The 17,321-nt window shown below is 52.1% G+C and carries 19 protein-coding genes; 7 read left to right on the top strand and 12 right to left on the bottom strand.

Features of this window, described 5'->3' with window-relative positions; genetic code table 11:
• Positions 1–30 precede the first annotated feature (30 nt).
• Positions 31–180, bottom strand: a complete 150-nt coding sequence (gene rpmG, locus ETR37_RS06655) for a 50S ribosomal protein L33 (RefSeq protein WP_011231931.1) — start codon at positions 178–180, stop codon at positions 31–33.
• Between the two features lie 159 nt (positions 181–339).
• Here rpmG and ETR37_RS06650 point away from each other — a divergent pair, with 159 nt between their 5' ends.
• Positions 340–690: a sigma factor-like helix-turn-helix DNA-binding protein gene (locus ETR37_RS06650; RefSeq protein WP_012820534.1), complete on the top strand. Its 351-nt coding sequence runs from the start codon at positions 340–342 to the stop codon at positions 688–690.
• Positions 687–1,136, top strand: a complete 450-nt coding sequence (locus tag ETR37_RS06645) for an endolytic transglycosylase MltG (RefSeq protein WP_015375407.1) — start codon at positions 687–689, stop codon at positions 1,134–1,136. The genes ETR37_RS06650 and ETR37_RS06645 overlap by 4 nt, the downstream gene beginning before the upstream one ends.
• Before the next feature lie 144 nt (positions 1,137–1,280).
• Here ETR37_RS06645 and pstB read toward each other — a convergent pair whose 3' ends face one another.
• From pstB to sodA, 4 genes are all read right to left on the bottom strand, one after another.
• On the bottom strand, positions 1,281–2,090 hold the full coding sequence (gene pstB / locus ETR37_RS06640) for a phosphate ABC transporter ATP-binding protein PstB (RefSeq protein WP_122983934.1): 810 nt from the start codon (positions 2,088–2,090) through the stop codon (positions 1,281–1,283).
• Positions 2,091–2,421: 331 nt separating this feature from the next.
• Entirely contained in the window at positions 2,422–4,536 is a 2,115-nt protein-coding gene (locus ETR37_RS06635; protein WP_129447057.1) for a peptidoglycan D,D-transpeptidase FtsI family protein, read from the bottom strand.
• 70 nt (positions 4,537–4,606) lie between these two features.
• Positions 4,607–5,899 carry an MFS transporter gene (locus ETR37_RS06630; RefSeq protein ID WP_015375410.1) on the bottom strand — a complete coding sequence of 431 codons (1,293 nt, stop codon included), beginning with the start codon at positions 5,897–5,899 and terminating at the stop codon, positions 4,607–4,609.
• A 142-nt stretch (positions 5,900–6,041) separates the two neighbouring features.
• Positions 6,042–6,656, bottom strand: a complete 615-nt coding sequence (gene sodA / locus ETR37_RS06625) for a superoxide dismutase SodA (RefSeq protein ID WP_011231937.1) — start codon at positions 6,654–6,656, stop codon at positions 6,042–6,044.
• Positions 6,657–6,921: 265 nt separating this feature from the next.
• Here sodA and ETR37_RS06620 point away from each other — a divergent pair, with 265 nt between their 5' ends.
• Both ETR37_RS06620 and ETR37_RS06615 read left to right on the top strand, forming a co-directional pair.
• Complete coding sequence (locus ETR37_RS06620) at positions 6,922–8,601, top strand: methyl-accepting chemotaxis protein (protein ID WP_015375411.1); 1,680 nt, start codon at positions 6,922–6,924, stop codon at positions 8,599–8,601.
• 94 nt (positions 8,602–8,695) lie between these two features.
• Positions 8,696–9,469, top strand: coding sequence for a DUF1189 domain-containing protein (locus ETR37_RS06615; RefSeq protein WP_014196356.1), 774 nt, complete (start codon positions 8,696–8,698; stop codon positions 9,467–9,469).
• 38 nt (positions 9,470–9,507) lie between these two features.
• Here ETR37_RS06615 and pstA read toward each other — a convergent pair whose 3' ends face one another.
• The 3 genes from pstA to ETR37_RS06600 all read right to left on the bottom strand — a co-directional run bounded on the left by pstA (position 9,508) and on the right by ETR37_RS06600 (position 12,276).
• On the bottom strand, positions 9,508–10,431 hold the full coding sequence (gene pstA, locus ETR37_RS06610) for a phosphate ABC transporter permease PstA (RefSeq protein ID WP_015375412.1): 924 nt from the start codon (positions 10,429–10,431) through the stop codon (positions 9,508–9,510).
• 1 nt (position 10,432) lies between these two features.
• A complete protein-coding gene (gene pstC / locus ETR37_RS06605; RefSeq protein ID WP_020278347.1) occupies positions 10,433–11,320 on the bottom strand; it encodes a phosphate ABC transporter permease subunit PstC in 888 nt (295 codons plus the stop codon).
• A 65-nt stretch (positions 11,321–11,385) separates the two neighbouring features.
• A complete protein-coding gene (locus ETR37_RS06600; RefSeq protein WP_020756545.1) occupies positions 11,386–12,276 on the bottom strand; it encodes a phosphate ABC transporter substrate-binding protein PstS family protein in 891 nt (296 codons plus the stop codon).
• Between the two features lie 299 nt (positions 12,277–12,575).
• On the opposite strand from ETR37_RS06600, the gene ETR37_RS06590 reads away from it, so the two are divergent.
• Both ETR37_RS06590 and ispG read left to right on the top strand, forming a co-directional pair.
• Positions 12,576–12,890, top strand: coding sequence for a type IV pilus assembly protein FimV (locus ETR37_RS06590; protein WP_129447056.1), 315 nt, complete (start codon positions 12,576–12,578; stop codon positions 12,888–12,890).
• Between the two features lie 82 nt (positions 12,891–12,972).
• Positions 12,973–14,097, top strand: coding sequence for a flavodoxin-dependent (E)-4-hydroxy-3-methylbut-2-enyl-diphosphate synthase (gene ispG / locus ETR37_RS06585; RefSeq protein WP_021322333.1), 1,125 nt, complete (start codon positions 12,973–12,975; stop codon positions 14,095–14,097).
• Positions 14,098–14,154: 57 nt separating this feature from the next.
• Here ispG and ETR37_RS06580 read toward each other — a convergent pair whose 3' ends face one another.
• The gene (locus tag ETR37_RS06580) at positions 14,155–14,502 is read right to left on the bottom strand and encodes a hypothetical protein (RefSeq protein WP_011231947.1); all 348 of its coding nucleotides are present in this window, start codon (positions 14,500–14,502) and stop codon (positions 14,155–14,157) included.
• A gap of 97 nt (positions 14,503–14,599) precedes the next feature.
• On the opposite strand from ETR37_RS06580, the gene ETR37_RS06575 reads away from it, so the two are divergent.
• On the top strand, positions 14,600–15,166 hold the full coding sequence (locus ETR37_RS06575; RefSeq protein WP_060787701.1) for a hypothetical protein: 567 nt from the start codon (positions 14,600–14,602) through the stop codon (positions 15,164–15,166).
• Positions 15,167–15,203: 37 nt separating this feature from the next.
• Here the strand turns inward: ETR37_RS06575 and ETR37_RS06570 are convergent, their stop codons facing one another.
• From ETR37_RS06570 to ETR37_RS06560, 3 genes are read right to left on the bottom strand one after another with little or no spacing between them, the layout of a single operon-like run.
• Entirely contained in the window at positions 15,204–15,623 is a 420-nt protein-coding gene (locus tag ETR37_RS06570; RefSeq protein WP_060787702.1) for a Fur family transcriptional regulator, read from the bottom strand.
• Positions 15,620–16,453 (bottom strand): metal ABC transporter permease, encoded by an 834-nt coding sequence (locus ETR37_RS06565; RefSeq protein ID WP_060787703.1) that lies wholly within the window; start codon positions 16,451–16,453, stop codon positions 15,620–15,622. The genes ETR37_RS06570 and ETR37_RS06565 overlap by 4 nt, the downstream gene beginning before the upstream one ends.
• Positions 16,454–16,478: 25 nt before the next feature.
• Positions 16,479–17,246 (bottom strand): metal ABC transporter ATP-binding protein, encoded by a 768-nt coding sequence (locus tag ETR37_RS06560; protein ID WP_011231951.1) that lies wholly within the window; start codon positions 17,244–17,246, stop codon positions 16,479–16,481.
• Between the last annotated feature and the right edge of the window lie 75 nt (positions 17,247–17,321).

The raw sequence follows: 17,321 nt of genomic DNA, 5'->3' as shown, positions 1-17,321 counted from the left end.
AAAAAGCAGCAGGAATCATCTTCCCACTGCTTACTTCGTTTCGCGGTGCAACGTGACTTTGCGATCGCGCGGGCAATATTTTTTCAATTCCAAACGCTCTGGGTTGTTGCGTTTATTTTTCGATGTAATATAGTTGCGTTCGCCGCATTCTGTGCATGCCAATGTAATGTTCACGCGCATCTTTTTTCCCTCCAAACGAGCTTTATACTTTATATATAATCAGACCTTTCTATGATACCATTTTTCTTCGGCGATTTCCACCTCTAAATTTCATCTTTGTTCAATAAGAACGCCACAAGCAGAGAATGGTATGGTATAGTGAAAAGGGGAGGGATGCATGTGGTGGAATACGCAATCATCGCTTTGGCAGCTCTAGCCATTATTCTCCTTGTTCTTTCCTTTTTTGCGAAAGATGAACTGAAACCGCTCGAAGAACAAATCGATCATTTGACCGTTTCCCTGGCGCAAGAAACGTACCAGATCAAAAAGCGGCTGCAAGTCATCGAGGAGGAGCTCCTCATTCCGGAGCGGCAACGGTCCGCTTCGCCGCGGCTTGGCGGATCATTGTCGCCGGCCGATCGGCGCATCTTGTTTTTGCATAAACAAGGATTCCCGCTCGAAGACATCGCCCGTGAGACGGGGCTGACCGTTGCGGAAGTCGAGCGGGCGGTAAGGAGGTTGCGCCGATGAACAAGCGATCCATGCGTTCGTTTGCCCTCGGGCTGCTTGCATCGACAGCACTGATCGGCGCCTCGTATTACGCTTCACCCCCGGCTGCACCGACGGAAGCGGAAATCAAGACGTTCCTCAAACAGCATGGGCTTGTCGCCGTGGCGAAAGAGGAATACGACAGGCTCCGCAGCGCTCAGCCGAACGCCGCTCCGAAAGCGGCGTCCAAGCAGATGTCCGAACCATCAGGGCAAACCGTTTACGTCTATCGACTCGTTATTCAAAAAGGAGATACGCCAGAGACATTTGCCCGCGAACTTGAAGAGGCTGGCATCGTTCAAAGCGCCCGCGCCTTCAACGACTACTTGGAACAACATGGGCTGACGCGCTCCATCCGCCCCGGCGTCTACAACGTGCGGAGCGATATGGACTACGCAGCCATCGGCCGTTTGATTGCCGAACCATAACGAAAGAAGGTGTCCCTCCCAAAGGACCGGGACACCTTTTCTTAAGGCTGTGTCTGCGCATCAAACAGCGTTTTTTGAAAGAAACACATCTTTTTTGAAACGAACTTTTTGTCCGTCATGCCTGACGCCCTCCGGCCGCTTTTATCATCCGAACCGCCCGGCGATATAATCCGCCGTCCGCTGATCAGCTGGACGAGAAAACAACGTTTTTGTCTCGCCGTACTCAATCACTTCTCCGTTTAAGAAAAACGCTGTCCGATCGGAAATGCGAGCCGCCTGCTGCATATTATGCGTGACAATGATGATGCTGTATTTTGTTTTCAGCTCGCCCATCAACTCCTCGACCTTCGCTGTCGAAATCGGATCGAGCGCTGATGTCGGTTCATCCATTAAAATGACATCCGGCTCGACGGCCAAACAGCGGGCGATGCACAGCCGCTGCTGTTGGCCGCCCGATAAACCGAGGGCATTTTCATGAAGCCGATCTTTGACTTCCTCCCAAAGCGCAGCTTGGCGCAAGCTTTTTTCGACGATCTCATCGAGCAGCCGCCGGTCGCGGATCCCGTGAATGCGCGGCCCATAGGCGACGTTGTCATAAATCGACTTTGGAAACGGGTTGGGCTTTTGAAACACCATGCCCACTTGCGTCCGCAGCTGTTCAACAGGGTATGACGTGTCAAAAATGCGGCGGCCGCGATACAAAATCTCCCCTTCGAGCCGGACGTTTGGAATGAGCTCGATCATTCGATTGAGCGTTTTGATATAGGTTGACTTGCCGCATCCTGACGGGCCGATAATCGCCGTAATCTCGCGTTCATAAAAAGACAGGTGAATATGTTTTAACGCATGATGCTCTCCATACCATACGTTCAGTCCATTCGTTTCGTAAACGACCTCTTTTTTCACCAACTGGGCCGAAGGAATGTCCTCTTTTCGGCGCTCCACCACCGCCATCGTCCTCATCGGCGTGACTCCTTTCATTTCCTTCCGCCCTCACTGGCAGCGGAAGATCGAGTTTTTCCTATCATGAGCATACAAAACGATCGTTAACGCTGTGTGGACGGTATGTAAAGTTTTTGTAAACAAACATCATTTTTTTGGCTCTTCACCACAACATGCACTTGACAAGCAATACGGTTTCCGGCACAAAGATATGCAAAACGTGCTGATTTTCCCTCCCAAGCGTAAATAGGGTATGTTCAGAAAAAATCAAGTACAACTTTTGGTGAAGATCCATTTTTTTGCAAGCGCAAAAAAAGAGGCGCCTGGCTAGGCGCCTTTCCTGTCAGCGCGCATCGGCGGCCTCCGCGCCGCCTTGCGCATCGAAGCTGCTCCCGCCTTCAGCGGCTCGCTTCGCTTTCAATTCAAAATAGGCGTCCAAAATGCGGCGGCCGATCCGGTCATTAATCCCGTCGCTCTCCCCTTGCGTCGCCCACGGAACGACAACAGCGAACGACACTTCTGGATCGTTGTACGGCGCATAGCCAACAAGCGTCAAGTTGTACGTTGGATCATTCCGTCGGCTTTGGATCGGTCCATCGTAAAACGCCTCTGCCGTCCCCGTTTTGCCGGCCGGCTTGTACGAAGCACTCGCAAAGTACGAATACGCCGTTCCGCCCGGCTCTTGCATCACACGGCGGAATCCTTCTTGCACCCGCTTGATGTATTCCGTCTTCATATCAATCCGGTTTAGCACAACCGGTTCGAACCGTTTCATGATCCGGCCAAGTTTTTTTCCGTCAGCCGACGGCTCACGAATTTCTTTGACAAGCTGCGGCTTCATCCGATAGCCGCCGTTGGCGATCGTCGAGACGTATTGCGCCAGCTGCATCGGCGTATACATGTCGTACTGGCCGATCGCCAAGTCAAGCAAAAGACCAGGAATTGTACTTTGTCCTTGGAAGCCGCCGAGTTCATTCGGCAAGTCAATGCCTGTTTTGACGCCCAAGCCAAATTGGCTGAAATAGTGGCGAATCGTCGCAAATGCCTCTGGATTGATGCGAAGCGGCGCGTGCGGACGATACACACCGCCCCCGATGGCGATCGCTGTTTTGAACATATAGACGTTCGATGACTGCTTGAGCGCCGTCAGCTCGTTGATCGTCCCCATCGTTTTCCACGATTTTTTCACCGGAGTCTTTTTAATATACAGCGGCTCGTCCTTGATATACGTATTCGGATGGAGCACTCCCGTTTGAAAACCAGTAAGGACAGTCGCCCCTTTCACCGCCGATCCCATCGCATAGGCGGACGTGATGTTGCCGATGGCAAAGTCGACAAATTTGCCGTCTTGAAGAAGCTTGCCGGCCATCGCCAACACTTCGCCCGTCTTCGGGTTCATCATGACGACAAACGCCCGGTCCAAGAGCGGCGATCGGCCTTTGCGCTTCGTCGCCAGAATCTCTTGTTGAATGATTTGCTCAACCTTTTGCTGGAGCTCGGCATCAATGGTTAACACGAGGTCTTTGCCGCGCTCGCCTGGATACACTTGCTCAACCGAGATGACATTGCCCGATTTGTCAACAACGTTTTTCACTTTTGCCTTTTTGCCGTGCAGCACTTCTTCATACTGCATCTCCAAATAGCTTTTGCCGACGCGGTCATTGCGGCTGTAGTCGCGGGCTAAAAAGTAATCGAGCCGTTCGCGCGGGACGCCTTCGTCTTCTTCCGTCACACTGCCGAGCACAGAGCGGAATGTATTGTCATACACGTATTTCCGGTCCCAATCCACCGTCGTATTGACGCCGGGCAGCTCGCTCAAATGCTCGCTGACGACCGCATATTCGCGGTCGGTCACTCCTTTGCTTTTGACCGTCTGTGGCGTCAAGGCGTAGCCGCTCTCCATCTCATGTTTAATGGCGATCACTTCAAGCTCTGCTTTCGAAATTTGCGCCAAATCTTGCTTGGTGATGCGATCGAGCGTCCACTCGTACACTTTTTTGTCGATCTCTTTTTGCGTCAATCCTTGATCAGCGAGCTTTTTCCGTTCTTGTTCGCTCACCTTCCGTTTCGCTTCTTTCGGATGCGTTAAAATCCAATAATCTTTCATATCGCGCTCAGTTACTTTTTTCTCAGCATCGGGAATGTCGATGTATTGGGCAAGTTTCCTTGCTATGTCCAATATTTCTTCCGGCTGTGTCGTTTTGGAGCGCGTGTACGTAATCGCCTTTTGCGGTGTGTTGTCGACGATCACGCGGCCGAATCGATCGTAAATTTTGCCGCGCGGCACCGGCGTGCTGACGATTTCATCCTGCGTTCGCTCCACTTCGCGCCGATAATCTTCACCGTAGACGATCTGCACGACGCCAAGGCGCAAAATCAGCGCTGAAAACAACAAAAAAACAAAGAAAAACAAAATGTTTAACCGAATCGGCACTTGCGCCCGCTTTTTCCGTTTCATCCCCCGGTCCTCCTTTCCCCCCCTATTGTAAAAGAAAAAGGCGGGCATGGCTAGGGAAAAACTTGGCCCCTCACACCGGCGAACGGCCTCGTTCGCCGGCCAGCTTCGGCCGAAGCAAAAGCCGCTCGCGCCGGCCGTGCTCCGGATGGCCATCGGTGAAACGAATGCGGCGGACAAACCAATAAATCACCAAATGCCCGGCTCCGCACACAAACATCAACACGCGGATGCCAGCTTCTTCGCCAAAGAGCGCCACAGCCGTCAAAAAGGCGAAAATCGACGCCACCCGTCCGGCGTTTAAAAACAATTCGCGGACAACGATGTATTCGACGCGCGCCTCGGCCGATTTCCAGCTCTTTCCGATGACGTCAAACGTCAAGGAGGAATACGGAACAAGCAGCAATGGATACGCAATGGCGATCGTGATGGCATAAAGAATGAGGCGCGGATAGGTCGGATGGAAAACGATCAAAAAAATCGCCCCATATAGCAGCGCTCCTCCCAACAAAATCGCTTTCATCCGATATTCACGCTTGATCAGCCGGGAGACGGCATAATAGGCGACAAACGATGTAAACGAGTTGACAAGCCCGAATTTGCCGAGCGCCCATTCACTTCCAGAAGTGACGTACACAAGCACGGAAATGATAAACACAAACGTGCCTTCGCGCAATCCTTGAAAAAAGTGGGCATTCGTAATGAGCCGCCAGTTCCGGTTTTCATTCCGCTCCTTTAAAATGCGGACGAACAAATAGTTTCCCGCGGCCGCGCGGCGCTTCAAGAAAAAGCTGAGCAGCACAGCGACAAGAAACAAGCCGAGCGACAGCGAGAAAACGAACGTATACCCTTTCGCTCCATGGAGCGATGAGATGATATAACCGGCGACAATCGGCCCGATCATGCCGGCTGATGAGGTCAACACCCCGAAAAAACCGTTAAAAAAGTCGCGCGTCTCCGGTTCGGTAATTTCAAATGTCAACACGTTAAATGCCAGCCAATAAAAACCATAGCCGACGCCGAGCAGCGCACCGAGAAAAAGCAAATATTGATGGGCGCGAGAGCCGACCAGCAAAACCGTGACAAAAAAAACGGCTAAACACGACACGCCAAGCCGCAAAACGAGAATGCGGTCAATTTGTTTTGCCATCCGGCCGGCGAAAATAAACGTCAGCGGCTGCATCGTGACAATCGCCAAATTGTATAGCGCCAAGTCGCGGAAATCGCCGGTCTGTTTCCATAAATAAATGTTGACAAACGTGTTCGACAGGGAAACACCGAGCGCGTAAACCCCACCGATGCAAAGCAAAAGCAACAAATCGCGGTTCACTTGTTCTTGGCCGGTTAGTTTTTGGAAAAATGCCATTGCAAACTCCCCTTTTCATCTATCCGGTAGTGTGGCCGTTTCCGCAGCCTCTATGCACCCGGCGCGAAGAAAACCGCTTCTTTTGCCTGCACCCTCCGTCGCGAAAAAAAGCGGGGCGTTTTGTTTCGCCCCGCTTTGTTGATTACTTCGCTTTCGCTTCGCTGTACCGTTTCGCCACTTCGTCCCAGTTGACAATGTTCCAGAATGCGGCAATGTATTCCGGACGGCGGTTTTGGTATTTCAAGTAGTACGCATGCTCCCAAACGTCCAAGCCGAGAATCGGCGTTTTGCCTTCCATAATCGGCGAATCTTGGTTCGGCGTGCTCGTAATTTCCAGCTCGCCGTTGTTCACGACAAGCCATGCCCAACCAGAACCGAAACGGCCAGCCGCTGCTTTCGAAAACTCGTCTTTAAACGCGGTGAAGCTGCCGAATTTTTTGTTGATCGCCTCAGCCAGCTCACCTGTCGGCTCACCGCCGCCATTTGGCGACAAAATCGTCCAGAAAAGCGAGTGGTTCGCATGGCCGCCGCCGTTGTTGCGCACCGCCGTGCGAATGCTTTCCGGAAGGGCTTCCAAATTGCTGAGCAATTCTTCGAGCGATTTGTTTTGCAAATCCGGATGCCCTTCAAGCGCCGCATTCAAATTTGTCACGTATGTGTTATGGTGCTTCGTGTGGTGAATGTTCATCGTTTCTTTGTCGATGTGCGGCTCCAGGGCATCGTACGGATACGGCAATGCTGGCAATTCAAATGGCATACCGATCTCCTCCTTTTTGGTTTATGTACACGAACGCCAACGCGTTCGCTTGAGATTAGCTTACCAAAGTTGGCACAATGTTTCAATCGATTTGCTTGTCCTCGTTTTTTGTTTCCATATTTTCAACACACATATCGTCGAACCCTGTTGCGGGCGGGGGAAACGAGCTTTTTATTTACATATTTTCAACACAACGTTGACCATTTCTTCATAATGGCAAGTTATAGTATAAAATAGCTTCCAGTTAAGGGGGAACTCAGCGAAAATGGAAACAAAGCGATCACGTTCTTTATGGAACGCCTTTCGACTTGAGACCATTGCCATGATGGCCATGGTGCTTACAACGACGTTGTCGGCCCTTGTCATCACCTCAATCGGCTATATTCAAGGGCGCCATTCAGCGATTCAGTCGATCCAACAACAGTTGCAGCTATCAAGCGAAACGATGGTTGAAAAAATTTCTATTTTAAAAGCGACAACGACCAATGAAGCGTTTTCTCAAAAACTGAATTATTCATTGACGTTAAATGAACGGAAATTCCACGCCTTACACCTTCATCCGGTGCAATTGATTGTAACGAAAACGGGAAGGGCGGTGGCAAAACGGCCATCCTCGCCTAACCAAATGCTGCCCGAACAGGTCGTGCGCGATATATTGAAAAAGAAGCAAGGTGTTTTGCGTACAGACCAATGGCTGGCTGCATTTTCTAGTTCAAGTGATTTGCAAGGAGCGGTCTACATGATTGCCATTCCAGAAAAGGACTATTTGTGGCCGCTTTTGAAACAACAAGCAGCAAACTTAGCAGGGTCTGTTTCCGCCATTTTGATCGTATGCCTCGCCGGATGGTGGATCATCCGCCGCGCCACTCGCCCCATTGCTTGGCTCCAGCAAGCCATGGAACGGCTTGGATCTGGCGATTGGCGGTCGCGCATCGAATTGCATGCAGCGACAAAAGATATTCTCGCCCTCACCGATGGGTTCCATCAGATGTCCAGCAATTTGGCCGTTCTGATCGAACATATGCGCTTCAGCTCTGAACAAATCGCAGCGGCTACCAACATTTTAAACCAAACATCCTCTGAGACAACAGCAGCTTCTGAACAAATCGCAGCGGCGGTGGCAGACACGGCGTACGGGGCAGAGCAACAAGCGCGCAAATCGGCTGATATCGCTTCTTTTTTTCAACAACTGGCGGATGAAATGGAACAAATGTCCTTTCGAATGGAGGAAGCCCGTCGTTCCAAAGAACAAGCCCATTCCCAAGCGGAAAGCGGCAACCGGCTTGTTGAGCGGGCAAGCAACGACATGGCTTACCTGCAACAATCCATTGCGAAAACGATGTACACAATCGATGCATTGAAAGATCATTCGCGCCATATTGCCAGCATTCTGTCACTAATCGGAAACATCGCTGAACAAACGAACTTGCTCGCCCTAAACGCTGCCATTGAAGCAGCCAAAGCAGGGGAGCATGGCCTAGGGTTCTCCGTTGTGGCGAAAGAAATCCGGGCGCTGTCGGCGCAAACAGGACAAGCGTTGGCACAAATTCAATCCATTGTCCAAGATGTGCAAAGCCAAATCGAGGCCGCGGTTCAATCGATGAAAGAAAGCGCAAAACAACTCGATGAAACGAAAAAAACGTTCACGGAAAGCCAACAAGCCTTTGAAGAAATCACCACCATGGTGTCGCATTCATCCGCACATACGCTGCAAATTTCAGAACAATTCGCCGCCATCGAGCGGCAAATCAGCGAAATGCGTGAACATATCGCAGAGATTGCCACCGTCGCCCAACAGATTGCTTCGTCGATGGAGCAAATTTCGAGTTTTACCGACGACCAGCACAATGCCATGGCTGCCATTCGTTCCGAAGCCGATGCACTAAATGAACGGGTGTTGCAATGGCGCGCCTTGCTTGAAACCTTTCATTTGCCTTCTGACTAAAGCGGGAAGATGCCCGCTTTTTCTTTGTCTCAAGTTGAATTCTTCCTCTTTCCCGGCTACAATGGAAAAGGAGACAAAGAAAGGTGTGTCTGCGATGAACGTATTCGTCCAACTGTGGAAAAGCTTATATTCTCCAAAAGACATCGCCCGCTTTCGATTTCAGGGAATTGGGAAAACGATCGGTTATTTGTTTTTGCTGACGTTGCTGTCCATTCTTCCGACGTTTTACTATGTCTCCTCGTCGCTCACTGAAGGCATCCGCACAACGAGCGCCTTATTGAATAACGAGTTGCCGCCGTTTTCGATTGAAAACGGCGAACTTCACTCGGAGGCGGCCACGCCGATTCATATTGATCAAGGCGGATTTACGATCATTTTTGACAGCACCGGCAAAGTGACGAGTGAGAACGTCGAGCAGTTTCCGAACGCCATCGCGCTCTTGAAGCATGAGGCCGTGCTCGTCGCCGGCCATCAGGCGCAGCATTACAGCTATGCCACGTTTCCGGATGTGACCATTACCGACGAAGACGTTCGCGCGTTCATCGCCGGTCTTCAGTCGCTTCTCCCTGTCCTCATTCCGCTTTTTGGGCTCGTTTTATACGTGCTCGCCTGCGCCGGGAAATTCATCAGCGTGTGCATCTTTGCCTTTTTCGGCTTGATTTTGGCCGGCGTGCTCGACAAAACGCTGCGCTACCGCCATACATGGGTGATGTCGGCTTACGCCATTACGCTGTCGACCGTCTTTTTCACCGTGATGGAAACGGTGCAAGCGGTCGTGCCCTACGGCGCGTTGATCCATTGGTTCGTTTCGCTTGTCGTTCTCTTTTTGGCAGTCAAGGAAGTGCCATCAGCCAAACGGGAAATATAAAAAAGCTGCCTGTTGATACAGGACAGCTTTTTTTGTGCTTACGCTGCTTTGCTTCTTTCTCCTCGTCCTCGACGCGCGCGCCGCCCCCCGGAGAAATGCCGCGCAAGCAAGGAAGAAGCGAGCCGTGCGGCCAAATTGAATAAAAGAACGGCCACCATCAATACAGCCGCCGATTTGGCCGCGATCAGCTTTGCGTCTGGGACAATGCCTTCCGAATTCAATTTCCAAATATGCACCGTCAGCGTTTCGGCCGGCCGGAACACGTTCAGCGGGTTGGCCTGGCTTGACCAATCCGCATCCCAACGAAGCATCGGAGTCGTCAGCCCAGCGGTATAAATGAAAACAGCCGCTTCGCCGAAAATGCGCCCAGCCGATAAAATGACGCCGGTGACAATTTGCGGGATGGCGGCCGGAAGCACCGCTTTGACCAACGTCTGCCAGCGCGTCGCTCCAAGGGCAAGACTCCCCTCTTTAATGTTGGCTGGAACATCCAAAATCGCCGTTTCGCAAATGCGCGTCAATCCAGGCAAATTGATGATCGTGACGGCTAACGCTCCGCCGAGCAGCGTATAGCCCCAACCCGTCAAGGTGACAAACGCCAACAATCCAAACAACCCGACGACAATCGACGGCAATGATGCCATCGTTTCCAAGCAAAGGCGAATGAACCCGACGATCCGCCCTTGTTTGGCGTATTCAGCCAAATAAATTCCAGCTCCCAACGAAAGCGGAACCGACAAAAGCAATGTCACAACCAACATATAAAATGAATTGATGAGCTGCGGACCAATGCCGCCGCCCGCTTGCGTATTGCTCGGCCGTCCGAACAGAAACTCAGGTTGCCAAAACCCCGCTCCTTTCGACAACACAACGGCAAAAAAGAACATGAGCAACCCGATGACTGCAGCAGCCACCGCATAGAAAATGCCTGTCCAAACTTTATCGATCATTCGCGCTGTCATCTTATCGCTCCTTTCTCGGGCCGACCAAACGGATCACGGCAATGAAGAAAAACGAGATCAAGAGCAAAATGAGCGCCAATGTCCATAACGCGTTGTTCCATGGTGTTCCGTTGATCGTATTCGCCATATCCATCGTCAATACACTTGTTAACGTCGCCGTCGGGCTGTCAAGGCCTGAAGGCAGCTTAATCGTATTGCCGATCACCATCTGCACGGCAAGCGCCTCGCCAAACGCCCGCGCCAAGCCGAGAACGACGCCGGTGGCAATCCCGGCTTTCGCCGCCGGAACGATGACGCGGGAAATGGCCTGCCAACGCGTAGAGCCAAGCCCGTATGATGCTTCCATATACGTCATCGGGACATTGGCCAAGGCGTCGGCCGCAATGCTGGTGATAGTCGGCAAAATCATCATACTAAGGACGATGATCCCCGCCAACAGACTAAAGCCGGAGCCTCCGAACCATTCGCGCAAGAGCGGAACGAGAATCGTCACCCCAAGCCAGCCATACACCACCGACGGAATGCCGACAAGCAGCTCCAGCACCGGCTTGAGCAACGAAACGAACCATTTGGGAGCGATAAAGTTCATGAAAATCGCCAACGCCAACGCGATCGGCGCACTGATCAACAAAGCGCCAAGCGAGACGAGCATCGAGCCAACAATAAAAATGAGCGCCCCATACTTCGGCGGCGTGCCGTTTGGATCCCATTGCATCGAAAGCAACATGTCGGAAAGCGAAAGACCGCTGTCCGTAAAGGACTGAATTCCCTTTACCGCCAAAAAGATGATCATCGTCACCGTAATCAGAACGATCAGCCAGCCGCAGATGACCGCAAACGTGCGGCCGATGTACTCTTCAAGCCAGCGATTCCGCCGTTTCGTATGCATTTGTTGCATGGCTTCATCCCTCCATTGTCAAAGGCCGGCCTAACGAGCCGGCCTTCCGCCCTTCTCTACTCCAATTCCGTCATCGGGATATACCCCATCTTTTTAACGGTCGGCGCAAATTCTTCGCTCTTGACAAAGTCGATAAACGCTCGCACTTCTTCCTTCGCTTCCCCTTTGGTAATCATGTATTCATACGACCAAAACGGGTACTTTTCCGTGCGGATGTTTTCCACCGTCGGTTCCGCGCCGTCAATTTTGACCGTTTTCAAGTTTTTCTTTTCCCCGATTAAATACGACATCGCTACATAGCTGACAGCGCCCGGCGTCGAGCTGATCGCCTGTTCGACCGCTCCGTTCGAATCTTGCACCGTACCGATGGAATCATCGACTTTTACGCCTTTCATGATCGTTTTCTCAAATGTCGCCCGCGTACCCGATGACGCCGGACGGTTGATCACGTGAATGGCTTCATCTGGTCCGCCGACTTCTTTCCAGTTTTTAATCTTTCCGCTGAAAATATCTTGAATTTGCTTCGTCGTTAAATTATCGACCTTCACATCGTCGTTAACCACAATCGCAAAGGCGATGCCGGCCACTTTATGGTCAACAAGCTCTGACGCTTTCGATTTGTCGTCCAGCTTCTCCGCCGCCGGCACATCCGAGTTGCCGATTTGCACGGCGCCGGCTGCCACTTGGTTGACGCCCGTACCGCTGCCGCCGCCTTGAACGGTGATCGATACGTCCGGATACTTTTCCATAAACGCGTTTGCCGCTTCCTCTGCCAGCGGCTGAAGCGCTGTAGATCCTGCTAGTGCAATGGTGCCGGAGTAGGTTTCTTCTTTCTTTGCCGTTCCTTCATTGCCGCCCGCGTTGTTCTTTTCAGTCTGCCCGCAGCCGGCCAAAACGCCGGTCATCAACAAGGCGGCCAATCCCAATTTGACTCGTTTGCTCCACATTCAGAAATCCCCCCGTTTTGTTTTCGTACTTTCAACGTACAAGACCATTGTAGCGAGACATTGTTAGGCCCTTATAAAGCAGTTGTTAAGTTTCTGTAAAGACAAAAAACAGGAATATTTTCAAAAAGCCGTCAAGCGAGCCTTGAAGGCAAAGAAGAACGGTGATGCCGTTTTTCAAATTGGAGACATTCTTTTGTTGAAGTGTTTTCCTCATGAACTCAACGACCTTGCTAAGGAAGACATATTTTCGCTGGACAAGCATACATATGAAATAGATATACCCATGCGGAGGAAGCGTCATGAAAAAATTCATGTTTCTCCTGCTTCTCGTTCTTTCCAGTTATATCGTTTACCGCGACCTTGCCATCGGAACGCTTCACCCTTCATCTGAAACAGCGGCAGCCGTTGTCCAGTCGAAACAGGCGGCCATCCCGTACCGGACGGTGACCATTCGCCCTGGCGATACGTTGTTGTCCATCATCGAGAAAGAACTCAACGGCCCATTGCCCGTTCCGCTCGAGCAGCTGATCCGTGATTTTGAACGGTTAAATCCAGGCGAACATGCGCAAACATTAAAAATCGGGAAAACTTATAAAGTGCCGATCTATCGCTAACCGGCGAATCGCTTGTCAAACGGCGGATGGCACTGTTACAATAATGCAGAAAGCGACTTGAATGCAAAAGGAGCGAATTCCCGTGGGTGAAATCATCCATCGTTCAAAGACTCGGCCGGTCCGCGTCGGTCCGCTGACAATCGGCGGCAACAACGAAGTCATCATTCAAAGCATGACGACGACAAAAACGCACGATGTCGAAGCGACGGTGGCGCAAATCCACCGCCTCGAGGAAGCGGGGTGCCAAATCGTCCGCGTCGCCTGCCCGGACGAGCGGGCGGCTGAGGCCATACCGGAAATCAAAAAGCGAATCAACATCCCGCTTGTCGCCGACATCCACTTTGACTATAAATTGGCGCTGAAAGCGATCGAAGGCGGCGTCGATAAAATCCGCATCAATCCAGGCAACATCGGGCGCCGCGAAAAAGTCGAAGCGGTCGTGAAAGCAGCGAAAGAGCGCGGCGTACCGATTCGCATCGGCGTCAACGCTGGATCGCTGGAAAAACGCATTTTAGAAAAATATGGATATCCAACAGCCGACGGCATGGTTGAGAGCGCCTTATATCATATCCGCATTTTAGAAGAACTTGATTTTCACGATATTATCGTTTCGTTAAAGGCGTCCGACGTACGCCTCGCCATTGAAGCGTACGAAAAAGCGGCGCGCACGTTCGACTACCCGCTCCATGTCGGCATCACCGAAGCGGGCACGCTTTTCTCCGGCACGATCAAAAGCGCGGTTGGACTCGGCGCCATTTTAAGCAAAGGCATCGGCAATACGATCCGCGTTTCGTTAAGCGCCGACCCGGTTGAAGAGGTAAAAGTGGCGCGCGAAATTTTAAAAACGTTCGGACTCGCTTCCAATGCGGCGACGCTCATTTCCTGCCCGACGTGCGGGCGGATTGAGATCGATTTGATCAGCATCGCCAATGAAATCGAAGACTATATCGCCAAAATTAAGGCGCCAATCAAAGTCGCCGTGCTCGGTTGCGCCGTCAACGGACCAGGGGAAGCACGGGAAGCCGACATCGGCATTGCCGGCGCCCGTGGCGAAGGCTTGTTGTTCCGCCACGGCAAAATCGTCCGAAAAGTACCGGAAGAGCAAATGGTGGAAGAACTGAAAAAAGAAATCGACAAGCTGGCGGAAGAATATTTTGCAAAGCAAAAGGAAAACAAAGCCGCTCTGAAAGGCAGCGCCGCCCAATGAGCGGAAGGTTCCTGCACAACGAGAAAGGGCGTCCCCGCTTGGGGACACCCTCGCTTTTTACGTATAAAACGGCATAATAAACAGGCGGACGAGAATAGCGATGACGCCGATGCCGATGGCCCACGCACCGAGCGTCTCTGCGCCGCGCCGGCGCGCGATAAACCCGACAATAATGCCGGCCGCCCCTAACAAAATCGGCCAAATAAACAAGGCGATGATGGACAGGGCCAAAGCGAGCCAGCCGAGCCCGGCGCCGTCCGCGCGTTCTTCGTCCCGTTCGTCGCCGCGGCGAATCGGTTCAGCGACTTCCGCCGCTGTTTCTTCCATAAAATTGCGTTCTGGTTCCTCTTTTCCGATCGATTGCACGTAACTTCCGTTATACGTGCGCTCGCGGTCGTCTGCCATATGCTTCCCTCGCTTTCCTAAAGTAAGAAGCATTATTAGTATGAGAAACCGGCGTTATTTTATCAGTGTGAATATTTTCTAACAGGAGGATGAAGCGGTGAAAAAACGGCTTGGCATCGACATTGACGGCACGGTGACATGTCCGAGCACGTTCATTCCGTATTTAAACGAAGCATTCGGCAAAGAGCTCGCATTACACGACATTACGCAATACAATTTGGCGCCGTTATACGGCGTGGCGGAGGAAGAAATGGACCGCTGGCTTGAGGAAAACGAAGCGGATATTTATGAGAGGGCTCCGCTTGCCCGCTATGCGCTTGAGGTGATTGACAGCTGGAAAGACAAATACGAGCTGTATTACATCAGCGCCCGCGGCCGCCATTTGTACGATCTCACCGAGCGCTGGTTCCGGCGGCACGGCGTCCATTACCACCATATTGATCTGATTGGGTCGCACGACAAAATCGCCGCCGTCCGCCAATATAAGCTGTCGGCCTTCTTTGAAGACAAGTACGATAATGCCTGCGAAATCGCCGAAACATGCGGCATTCCCGTCATTTTGTTTGACACCCCGTACAACCAAGGCCCGCTCCCCGAAAACGTCATCCGCGTCAATAACTGGCTTGAAGCAAAGCGAGAAATCGAACAGCGCCTCCAGCCATAAACAAAGGGCTGATCCAAAACGCGAATGCGTTTTGGGATCAGCCCCTCTGTTGACATTGCGGACATGTGCCGTAAATTTCAAACTTATGGTCCGTGATCTCATACCCATCGAGCTGCGCCGCAAGCCCATCCATCGGACAAGCGTCAATCTTCTTCGTTTTTCCGCACTGGATGCAAATGAAATGATGGTGGTGGCGGCGGGCGCCGCAGGCAAAACGGAAATGTTTCTCCCCGGAAAGCTCGGTCATTTCCAAAATGCCAAGCAGCGCAAAGAGCGACAAATTGCGGTACACGGTATCAACGCTCAAGCCCGGATAGAGGGGACGGAGCGCTTCAAGCACGTCTTTGGCCGTCAAGTATTTGTCGCTTTCGGCAAACAACTCAAGCATTTGTCTCCGTTTTTCCGTATATTTAAATCCTTTCTCTTTCATCAACTGCAACGCTTCGTCGATATTCATCGCTGCCGCCCCCTTTTCCATCCGAGTGCGAAAAGCAAAATGACAACCGCTGCGATGACGATCGTTCCACCCGGCGCCCAGTCTAGCTCATACGCCGCCCAGAGCCCGGCGATGACGGCCAGCTCCCCGAACAAAATCGAAAGCCCGATCACCTGTTTAAAACTTTTGGCGATGCGGATGCTCGCCGCCACCGGCAGCGTCATGAGCGACGAGATGAGGAGCACGCCGACGGTGCGCATCGATGCAGCAATGACGAGCGCAACAAGCACAATAAACAAAAAATGGATCAATGTGGTGCGAACGCCGGAGACACGGGCGTATTCCTCGTCAAAGGAAAGAAGAAACAGCTCTTTGTAAAACGTCAAAATCACTATCGCGGCAGCTGCGGCGACAGCAAACGCTGTCCAAACGTCAGCACGGCTGACGGCGCTGACGCTGCCGAATAAATACGAAAACAAATCGGTCGTAAACCCGTTGGCCATCGAAATGAAAATGACGCTCAAGCCAAGACCGGACGACAACACGATTGGAATCGCAAGCTCTTCATAATGCCGATACACAGCGCGCAGCTTTTCGATAAACAGCGCCCCGACGACGGAAAACCCCATTCCGATGTAAAGCGGGTTCCAGCTCGCGGCTGCCGGAATCGTTTTTTCAAGCAAGAGCCCGGCGGCAATGCCCGCAAGCGTCACATGACTCAATGCATCAGCGATGAGCGACAGCCGCCGAACGACAATAAAAACGCCGAGCAATGGCGCCGTAAAACCGGTCAAAACGCCGGCAACAAACGCATTGCGCAAAAATTCGTATTGCCAAATGGCTTCCCACACGTGTCATTCCTCCACCGTCACCGTTTCATTCCGCTCGTTCATGCTCGTGAGAGAGAACGTGGAGCGGATGGCCATAAAACTGCGAAATCGCCTCGTTGCCAAGATGTTCGAACTCTTCCGCCTTTCCATGGAAATAGAGGCGCTTGTTCAAACAGGCGATATCGGTCACCCGGTCCGTGATCGTCCCGATGTCATGCGTCACTAAGATAAGCGTTAAGCCGCGGCGGTTCAAGTCGCCGAGCAGTTCGTAAAATTCATGCACATGGCGCGCATCCACGCCGACCGTCGGCTCGTCTAAAATGAGCAAATCCGGCTTGCTCGCCAGTGCGCGGGCGATAAATACCCGTTGTTGCTGGCCGCCGGACAGCTCCGCGATATTGCGCTTTGCCAGGCCGCTCAACCCAACGGCCGCGAGCGCCGCTTCGACCGCACGGCGGTCTTCGTGTGTCAGCGGCCGAAATAAGCCGCGTTTGGCCGCCAACCCACTCGCCGCCACTTCCTCAACCGTCGCCGGAAAGCTGCGGTTGAAGCTGTTCGCTTTTTGCGACACGAAACCGATTCGATGCCATTCGCGAAACGATTCAATCGGCTCGCCGAACAAAAAAATGCGGCCGCTGTTCGGTTTTAACAAGCCGAGCACACATTTGAGCAACGTCGATTTTCCCGAGCCGTTCGGGCCGACCAATCCTAAAAATGCCCCTTTCGGCACCGTTAAACTAACATGCTCAAGCACGTTCTCGTTTTCATAGCGGAACGACACATCCTCAATTTGCACAACAAGCCCATTTTCCATGGCGGTTCTCCCTTGCTAATTCAGAATCATTCCGATTTGCTTCACTATGCAAGTATACCCCACCATCCGCGTTTT

The sequence above is a fragment of the Geobacillus sp. PK12 genome, assembly GCF_004123125.1.
Taxonomy (GTDB): domain Bacteria; phylum Bacillota; class Bacilli; order Bacillales; family Anoxybacillaceae; genus Geobacillus; species Geobacillus zalihae.
The sequence above is the reverse complement of the archived record's forward strand: the minus strand, read 5'-3'. Positions and strand labels throughout refer to the sequence as shown.